This is a genomic window from Mycobacterium sp. (assembly GCF_035570115.1).
In the GTDB taxonomy this organism is placed as follows: Bacteria; Actinomycetota; Actinomycetes; order Mycobacteriales; family Mycobacteriaceae; genus Mycobacterium.
Map to the genome: position 1 here is coordinate 1 of NZ_DATMLH010000332.1, position 8,698 is coordinate 8,698.

At 65.7% G+C, this 8,698-nt stretch carries 8 protein-coding genes; 4 read left to right on the forward strand and 4 right to left on the reverse strand.

Annotated features, from left to right (window positions below; translation table 11 throughout):
- A partial coding sequence (locus VNW74_RS31240; RefSeq protein WP_325684170.1) for an ATP-grasp domain-containing protein occupies positions 1 to 766 on the reverse strand: 766 nt, incomplete at its 3' end.
- 255 nt (positions 767 to 1,021) lie between these two features.
- Between VNW74_RS31240 and VNW74_RS31245 the strand changes: the two genes are divergently transcribed.
- Positions 1,022 to 2,065, forward strand: a complete 1,044-nt coding sequence (locus tag VNW74_RS31245) for a M23 family metallopeptidase (protein WP_414686832.1) — start codon at positions 1,022 to 1,024, stop codon at positions 2,063 to 2,065.
- Between the two features lie 3 nt (positions 2,066 to 2,068).
- Positions 2,069 to 2,692 (forward strand): hypothetical protein, encoded by a 624-nt coding sequence (locus tag VNW74_RS31250; RefSeq protein WP_414686833.1) that lies wholly within the window; start codon positions 2,069 to 2,071, stop codon positions 2,690 to 2,692.
- Positions 2,693 to 2,705: 13 nt separating this feature from the next.
- Here VNW74_RS31250 and pcrA read toward each other — a convergent pair whose 3' ends face one another.
- Positions 2,706 to 5,033, reverse strand: a complete 2,328-nt coding sequence (pcrA, locus tag VNW74_RS31255) for a DNA helicase PcrA (RefSeq protein ID WP_325684174.1) — start codon at positions 5,031 to 5,033, stop codon at positions 2,706 to 2,708.
- A 248-nt stretch (positions 5,034 to 5,281) separates the two neighbouring features.
- Between pcrA and VNW74_RS31260 the strand changes: the two genes are divergently transcribed.
- Together VNW74_RS31260 and pgi are read left to right on the forward strand one after the other, a co-directional pair.
- The gene (locus tag VNW74_RS31260) at positions 5,282 to 5,545 is read left to right on the forward strand and encodes a chorismate mutase (protein ID WP_325684176.1); all 264 of its coding nucleotides are present in this window, start codon (positions 5,282 to 5,284) and stop codon (positions 5,543 to 5,545) included.
- Positions 5,546 to 5,614: 69 nt separating this feature from the next.
- Positions 5,615 to 7,279, forward strand: a complete 1,665-nt coding sequence (gene pgi, locus VNW74_RS31265) for a glucose-6-phosphate isomerase (RefSeq protein WP_325684178.1) — start codon at positions 5,615 to 5,617, stop codon at positions 7,277 to 7,279.
- A gap of 5 nt (positions 7,280 to 7,284) precedes the next feature.
- Here pgi and VNW74_RS31270 read toward each other — a convergent pair whose 3' ends face one another.
- Together VNW74_RS31270 and VNW74_RS31275 are read right to left on the reverse strand one after the other, a co-directional pair.
- Positions 7,285 to 8,034: an SDR family oxidoreductase gene (locus VNW74_RS31270; protein ID WP_325684180.1), complete on the reverse strand. Its 750-nt coding sequence runs from the start codon at positions 8,032 to 8,034 to the stop codon at positions 7,285 to 7,287.
- Positions 8,035 to 8,047: 13 nt separating this feature from the next.
- Positions 8,048 to 8,515, reverse strand: coding sequence for a zinc finger domain-containing protein (locus tag VNW74_RS31275; protein WP_325684182.1), 468 nt, complete (start codon positions 8,513 to 8,515; stop codon positions 8,048 to 8,050).
- Between the last annotated feature and the right edge of the window lie 183 nt (positions 8,516 to 8,698).

Here is an 8,698-nt window from a genome sequence, read left to right on the forward strand (position 1 = left end):
TACCGATGATGCCGACCTGACCGTCGGGCTTGACGTAGTTGAGATGGTTCTCCTTGGCCTTGAGCTCCAGCGGGTCGGTGGCGTCGCGGTCCTCGAACTCGGCGTGCTCGGGGTGGCGGAAGTCGGCGTTGCCGTCCAGCGTGACCTTGCCGTCCAACGCCAGGATCCGATCGTCGGGGGTGCGCACCAGCGGGTTGACCTCCACCAGGGTGGCGTCCTCGGCTACGAATAGCTCCCACAGTTTCTGGATGGTGATCGCGGCGGCGTCGAGCACCTCGGGCGGCAGGTGACCCTGCTCGGCGATGGAGCGCGCGGTCGCCAGATCGACTCCGGTGACCGCGTCCACCGGCACCTTGGCCAGCCGCTCTGGCTTGGTAGCGGCCACCTCTTCGATCTCCATGCCGCCCTCCACTGAACACATGGCGAGGTAGGTGCGGTTGGCGCGATCGAGCAGGAAGGAGATGTAGTACTCCTCGGCGATGTCGCTGGCCTCGGCGACCAGAAGCTTCTTGACGACATGACCCTTGATGTCCAAGCCGAGGATGTTCTTGGCGTGTTCGTAGGCGTCTGCGGGCGTGGCCGCGTATTTGACGCCGCCGGCCTTGCCGCGGCCGCCTACCTTGACCTGGGCTTTCACCATCACCGGGGCGCCGATCTCCTCGGCGATCGCCTTGGCGCCTTCGGGGGTATCGGTGACACGGCCGGGTGTCGTCGGGACGTTGTGCTTGGCGAACAGCTCTTTCGCCTGGTACTCGAAAAGGTCCATGGCTCACTTCTATGTGTCGGCCTATAAGTAAGCGAACCCGGTTTTCCGTTGCCCGCTTGCGGGAACTGTATCGACACGGCTGGGAGGTCCCGTCGTCGGTATCCGCGGATGTGGCAGATCTCACCGCAGGCCCTGAAGTGATTCAAATCACATTCAACCGACGGATTGCCGGCTTGGCTTGCGATGGCCCGCGGTCGACGGTTAACGTCTCAGGGTCCAGATAACGTTATGGTTACGCTCCGAGGGACAATCAGCTTGACCCAGCCCAGCCTTGCACCGTCTGTTGCGCCAGAAGGCGCTCGGCAATCGCGCCACCGCAGGTTGGATCTCGACCGCAACGAAGTCACCGACATCATCCCGTTCAATGAGTTCGGCAACCTCGATGACCTGGACTTTAGCGATAACACCGCGTTCGACAAGGAGGCGCAGGTCCTGCGGGCGCCCGAGCTCGACGACCTGGACGACACCGACAATCTCACTGTCCTGCCGCTAGCCGGCCCCAGCGAGGACGAGACGACTGTCCTGCCTCGGGTCGACTCGCACCGGCCGAAACCGCGCACCCGTCGAAGCGATCCGGATCTGCCCGGGCGTCGAGGACAACATCGCAAGCAGCTGACTGGTCCGGCACGTGGCCGGGTGTTGATCGGCGCCATGGCCGCCGGTGCCGCCGCCGCCGCCGCGCACTCCGCCACCCAGACTTCTGATCACTCCAAGGCCGAGACGGTGCTGGCCGCGGACGCGACGACAATGAACGGCGGGCCCGTCAGCACGTCGGCCCGCGGCATGCAGATGGTCGCCGTCCAGCCCGCCGCGAACGTCGCAGTGCACAACGCCGAGCTGGCCAAGGGCGTGGCGTTCGCCCAGGAGCGCGCGCAGCGCGAGGCCCGACTGCAGCAGCCGCTGTTCGTTATGCCCACGAAGGGCATATTCACCTCGGGTTTCGGGTACCGCTGGGGCGTGCTGCACGCCGGTATCGACCTCGCTAACTCAATCGGCACCCCGATCCACGCGGTATCCGACGGGGTTGTCATCGACGCGGGCCCGACCGCCGGCTACGGCATGTGGGTCAAACTCCGCCACGCGGACGGAACGGTCACGCTCTACGGTCACGTCAACACCACGTTGGTCGGCGTGGGTCAGCGCGTGATGGCCGGCGACCAAATTGCCACCATGGGCAACCGTGGCAATTCCACTGGTCCGCATCTGCATTTCGAGGTGCTGCTGGGCGGCACCCAGCGAGTGGACCCGGTGCCGTGGCTGGCCAAACGTGGCCTGTCCGTCGGCACTTTTGCCGGTTGACCGGTGACTGAGCCGAACCAACCCACACCAGGCGATCACCCGCCCGCCCAGACGCCAAGCGGACCTGTGCGCGCCGGCGGGGCGCCCGAGGGCCCTGGCTACGCTCCCCAAACGCGCATCATCCGGCGAGCACCGACCGCGCCGCTCCCGCAGATCGTCGACGACGCCCGCACCACCCAGATTCCGCGCCAGCCACCGCCCTCCCGCTACGTTGCGCCGAGCCAGCGCCCAGTTATGGGGAGCAGCACGCTACCCGGTGAACCCAGCAACGCGACGGCGGTGGCCGCCTCCGCTGTCAGCATCGTCAGTGGCTGGGCGACCTCGGTGGTGGCAACCGACCTCATCGCGGGCTGGTGGAAATCCGACCGCCTGTTCTGCGTCGCGGTCGCGTTCCTCGCGTTGGTGTTCGCGTTCGCGACGATCTCGGGTGTGATCCTGCTACTGCTACGCCGGTCGCTCGGGCGCTACTTGATCGTGGTCGGCGCCGTAATCGCATTACTGACCTATGGTGGCGTCTTCATCGCCGGCGCCCGCGTCGCCTGGATCGTGCACGCCCTGCCCTTGGTGCCGGTTTCCAGCGTGGTGCTGACCCTGCTGCCGCGCACCAAGCAATGGCTGCTGGACTGACCGCCCGGCGGCGCTAAAGCTTGCTGACCGGGGCGTGGTTGTGCATCAGCTTGACCCGCCCCGAACTGCCGAAGTCGATCAGCGACATCGCTGATTCGCCAACGCCGGAAACCTCTTCCACCCTGCCCAGCCCGTACTTGTCGTGGCTAACCCGGTCACCTGGTGCGAGCACCAGCAGCGGACGCTTGCTCGCCGACGCACGAGCCGGTGACGGGCGCGGCGAGCCGAACCGTCCAGCGCCGCTGACCGGCGCACTGAACGACGGGGTGGGGTCGAGGCGCCGCCAGTCGATGAGTTCCTGCGGGATTTCCCGCAGGAACCGCGACTCGGGGTTGAGCATCGGCTGTCCCCACGACGACCGCACTTTGGCCCGGCTGACATAAAGCCGCTGACGCGCCCGGGTGATCCCGACGTAAGCCAGCCGGCGCTCCTCGGAGAGCTCGGCCGCGTCGCCCAATGCCCGCATGTGCGGGAACATGCCGTCTTCCCAGCCGGTCACGAAGACCACCGGGAATTCCAGTCCCTTTGCGGTGTGCAACGTCATCAGCGTGACCACACCCGCGCTGTGCTCGGGGATTTCGTCGGAGTCTGCGACCAGCGACACCCGTTCCAGGAATTGCGCCAGCACACCAGTGTCCGGCACGTCTTCGTCGTCGGGCGCCCCGACGGTCTCGTCGAGCGCGGCGGCGTTCTCCAGGTCGGTGGCGAATTCGTGTGCGACGCTGACGAGTTCGTTGAGGTTGTCCAGCCGGGCCAGGTCTTGCGGGTCGGACGAGGATTCCAAGTCCGCGCGATACCCGGTGCGCTCCAGCACCGCTTCGACCAACTCCCCGAGGGGCGCGTCGAGGCGGCCGCGCAGATCCTCGAGCATCTCGACGAAACCCGCGATCGCCTTGACCGACCGGGTGTTGAGCATCGGCACCTTGCCTTCGGCGGCGGCCTCGAGCGCGTCGGCGAAACTGGAACCGGTGTTCTCGGCGTAGACCGCCACGCAAGCCTCGGCCCGATCGCCGATACCGCGGCGCGGCGTGTTGAGGATGCGCCGCATGCTGACCGCGTCGCCCGGGTTGTCCAGCACCCGAAGATATGCAACGAGGTCGCGAATCTCCTTGCGCTCGTAAAACCTAACGCCCCCAACGACTTTATACGGAATGCCGGCGCGGATGAACACCTCTTCCAGCGACCGCGACGAGTTGTTGGTGCGATAGAAAACCGCGACGTCGTTGTAGGTGAGCTCACCATCGGCGACCAGCGCGTCGGTTTCCTCGGCGACGAACCGTGCCTCGTCGTGCTCGTTGTCGGCGACGTAGCCGACGATCAGCTCGCCCTCGCCGGCATCGGTCCACAATCGCTTTTCCCGCCGTCCGGAATTGCGCGAGATCACCGAGTTGGCCGCGGACAGGATGTTCTGCGTGGAGCGATAATTCTGTTCGAGCAGGATTGTGGTGGCGTTGGGGTAGTCGCGTTCGAAGTCTTCGATATTGCGAATCGTCGCGCCGCGGAACGCATAGATCGACTGGTCGGCGTCGCCGACGACGCACAGCTCGGCCTGCGGCACGCCGTCCGGCTCGTCGCCGGCATCGTGGCCGACCAACTCACGCACCAGCACGTATTGCGCATGGTTGGTGTCCTGATACTCGTCGACGAGGATGTGCCGGAAGCGCCGACGGTAATGCTGGGCGATCTGCGGAAAAGCCTGCAGCACCGCGACCGTCTCGCCGATGAGGTCGTCGAAGTCGAGCGCGTTGGCCGTCCGCAACCGGTGCTGGTATTCGGAGTAGACGGCGGCCACCGTGCGCGCCAACTCGTCGGCGTGGTCGTCGTCGGAGAGGCCGGCCACCGCCTGCTGCGGGTCGATCAGCTCGTTTTTCAGGTTGGAGATGCCATTGGCCAACAGCCGCGGCGAGTATCGCTTGACATCAAGGCCCATGTCCTTCGCGATCATCTGCAGCAGGCGCCGCGAATCGTCGGCGTCGTAGATGGAGAAGTTAGAGTTGAGGCCGTCGATCAGCGACGCCTGGTTGCGCAGAATCCGCACGCAGGTCGAGTGAAACGTCGACACCCACATCGAGCGGGCGCGCGGACCGACCAGCGACACCACGCGTTCCCGCATCTCCGCGGCGGCCTTGTTGGTGAACGTGATGGCCAGAACCTGACCGGGCCCGACGTCACGCGCGGCCAACAGGTATGCGATGCGCCGGGTCAGTACGGCCGTCTTGCCGGAGCCGGCGCCGGCGACGATCAGCAGCGGCGAGCCCTCGTGCAGCACCGCTTGACGCTGTTGGGGGTTCAAGCCGTCGAGAAGATCTGCCCCGGCCTCGGTCACGTGCTCCACACTCATATCCCGTCAAACTTACCGCCGTTCGGCGACACCTTTGCGCTAGCAGGCCCTCAAGTGGCACACTCAATTCGTGCTCAGCTTGCAGCGTCGATTTTTCTACGGGTACCGGCCAGCGGTGCCCGTGGTTTAGCTGCTTCCCAGAGCCCCGCGGTCCGCTTCCGGATCCGGGGCTCGTCTCTTGTGTGAGGCCCGAACCTGGATGAGACCGCAACTCCTACACCCCACACGACGAGAATCTGGAGTCTGCAATGACAATCGAGACAGAACAATTGCCTGATATCGACGACCTGCGCCACGAGATCGACCGCCTCGACGCCGAGATCTTGGCCGCGGTGGAGCGTCGCAACGAGGTGTCCAGGGCAATCGGCAAAGCCCGCATGGCCTCTGGCGGCACCCGGCTGGTGCACAGCCGCGAAATGAAGGTCATCGAGCGCTACAGCCAGCTTGGTCCTGACGGCAAGGACCTGGCCATGCTGCTGCTCAGAATGGGCCGCGGCCGACTTGGTCACTGAGCCGGCCGGTTAGCAGCCCGTTCACCTGGCCGTAAACCCGGGCCTAGTCAACCTGACTAGGGTCTAACCATGACTGCGGTTGAACAGATCCACGACATCTCAGCGACGCCGGCTTGGAGCGCCCTGCGCAAGCACCACGAGCAGATCGGAACCACGCACCTACGCCGGTTCTTCGCCGACGATCCCGACCGCGGCAGCGAGTTCACCGTCACCGTCGGTGACCTCTACATCGACTACAGCAAACACCGGATCACTCGCGAGACCCTGAAGCTGCTCACCGATCTGGCCCGGACCGCCAACCTCGAGCAACGCCGCGACGAGATGTTCGCCGGCGTACACATCAACACCTCGGAGAATCGCGCGGTGCTGCACACCGCGCTGCGGCTGCCACGGGATGCGAAGCTGATCGTCGACGGCCAGAACACGGTCGAGGACGTGCACGCGGTGCTCGACGCGATGGGCGACTTCACCGACCGGCTGCGCAGCGGCGAGTGGACCGGCGCCACCGGAAAACGGATCAGCACGGTCGTCAACATCGGGATCGGGGGTTCGGACCTCGGACCGGTGATGGTCTACCAGGCGCTGCGTCACTATGCCGACGCCGGCATCTCGGCGCGGTTCGTCTCCAACGTCGATCCCGCCGACCTGATCGCGACGTTGGCCGATTTAGACCCGGCCACAACACTTTTCATCGTCGCATCCAAGACATTCACGACGCTGGAGACGCTGACCAACGCCACCGCGGCGCGGCGCTGGCTGACCGATGCGCTCGGCGACGACGCGGTGGCCAAGCACTTCGTTGCCGTCTCGACCAACAAGAAGCTGGTCGACGAGTTTGGCATCGACACCGACAACATGTTCGGATTCTGGGACTGGGTCGGCGGACGCTATTCGGTCGACTCGGCGATCGGGCTGTCGGTGATGGCCGCTATCGGCCGCGAGGCTTTCGCGGACTTCCTGGCCGGGTTCCACCTTGTCGACGAGCATTTCAGGACCACACCGCTCGAATCCAACGCGCCGGCGCTGCTCGGCTTGATCGGGCTGTGGTACTCGAATTTCTTTGGCGCACAGTCACGCGCGGTGCTGCCGTACTCCAACGACCTGGCACGGTTCGCCGCGTATCTGCAACAGCTGACGATGGAATCCAACGGCAAGTCGACCCGCGCCGACGGCACACCCGTCGTCACCGACACCGGTGAAATCTATTGGGGCGAACCGGGCACCAACGGCCAGCACGCCTTCTACCAATTGCTGCACCAGGGCACGCGACTGGTACCGGCCGACTTCATCGGTTTCAGCCAGCCGACTGACGACCTGCCCACCGCCGACGGCACCGGCAGCATGCACGACTTGCTGATGAGCAACTTCTTCGCGCAGACCCAGGTGCTGGCATTCGGGAAAACGGCCGAGGAGATCGCCGCCGAGGGCACGCCCGCCAATGTGGTGCCGCACAAGGTGATGCCCGGCAACCGACCGACCACATCCATCCTGGCCACCAAGCTCACCCCGTCGGTGCTGGGCCAGTTGATCGCCCTATACGAGCATCAGGTCTTCACCGAGGGCGTGGTGTGGGGCATCGACTCATTCGACCAATGGGGCGTCGAGCTGGGCAAGACGCAGGCCAAGGCGCTGTTGCCGGTGATCACCGAGGACGCCTCGCCGGCCAAACAGTCGGACAGCTCAACCGATGCGCTGGTGCGCCGCTACCGCGTCGAACGCGGCCGCGCGGGCTGACGGTCTTAGGCGAAGCGTTTGGTCAGCGGCAGCGGCAGCACCCGCATCAGTCGCACCACCGGCGCCCAGGGCCACCACGGCACCGCCGCCCGGCCCGGCTCGCGCTCGATGGCAGCGACCAACGCCTTGACGCCAGTTTTGTTGTCCACCATGAACATTGTGCTCTGCGATTTGGCGGTCATCTCCGACTCGATGTAGCCGGGCTCGATCACCGACACCTTGATCGGGCCGGCTGTGTATTCGGTACGCAGCGATTCACCCAGCGAGCGCACACCGGCCTTGCTGGCCGCGTAGGCCGCCTTCACACCGGGCACGCCCTTGGCGCCGAGCACCGAGGAGATCAGCACCAGATGACCCGACCCCTGCTGCTTGAACATCTGTAGCGCGGTTTCGATCTGGACCAGGGCCGCCACCAAATTGGTTTCGATGGTCGCCTTATTGGCCCACAGCTTGCCCGACCCCAGTGGCGCGCCCTTGCCGATACCGGCGTTCACGATCACCCGGTCGATTCCGCCGAGCGTGTCGGATAACTCGGCGAACACCTTTGGCACCTGTTCGTGGTCGTTGACGTCCAGCGCGGCGACGGCCACCGTGATGCCCGGATACTGTTGCGAAAGCTCGGCTTTGAGTTCGTCGAGCCGATCGGTGCGACGGGCGCACAGCGCCAGGTCACGCCCCTTGGCCGCGAACGCGCGAGCCATCCCCGCTCCGAGGCCGGAGCTCGCGCCGGTGATGAGGATCTTCTGCCGAGTCACCCGCGCAGCATAGCTACTTCAACAGCCGCGACATGCGGCGGTCGGCCAGCACCTTGCCGCCAGTCTGGCAGGTCGGGCAGTACTGAAAGGACTTGTCGGCGAACGACACTTCCCGCACGGTGTCTCCGCATACCGGACACGGCAGACCGGTGCGCGCATGCACCCGCAGTCCAGACCTCTTCTCGCCCTTAAGCGAGGCGGCTTGCTGGCCGACCGAGCGGGCAACGGCGTCGGTGAGCACCGACAGCATCGCGTCGTGCAGTGCGGCCAGCTGTCCGTCCGAGAGTTTTCCTGCCGTGGCGAACGGCGAGATCTTGGCGACGTGCAGGATCTCGTCGCTGTAGGCGTTGCCGACGCCGGCGATCACCTTCTGGTCGGTGATGACCGACTTGATCCGGCCAGTGTTTCCGGCCAGCAGCCCGGCCAATTCATCGACCGTCAACTCCAGCGCATCCGGCCCCAGCGCGGCGATGCCGGGCACCTGTTTCGGATCGCCGACCAGCCACACCGCCAACCGCTTCTGAGTGCCCGCCTCGGTGAGGTCGAAGCCCTGCCCCTCGCCCGGAGTGCCGAGATGGACGCGCAACGCGATCGGGCCTTTGCCAGGCTTCAGCGGGGCCGCGGCCAGCTTGTCCGAGCAGCGCAGCCAGCCGGCCCGCGACAG

Bases quoted from the DNA above. Each gene is read 5' to 3' on its own strand.
- pcrA (WP_325684174.1), bottom strand. From the start codon at position 5,033: ATGAGTGTGGAGCACGTGACCGAGGCCGGGGCAGATCTTCTCGACGGC.
- VNW74_RS31260 (WP_325684176.1), top strand. From the start codon at position 5,282: ATGACAATCGAGACAGAACAATTGCCTGATATCGACGACCTGCGCCAC.
- pgi (WP_325684178.1), top strand. From the start codon at position 5,615: ATGACTGCGGTTGAACAGATCCACGACATCTCAGCGACGCCGGCTTGG.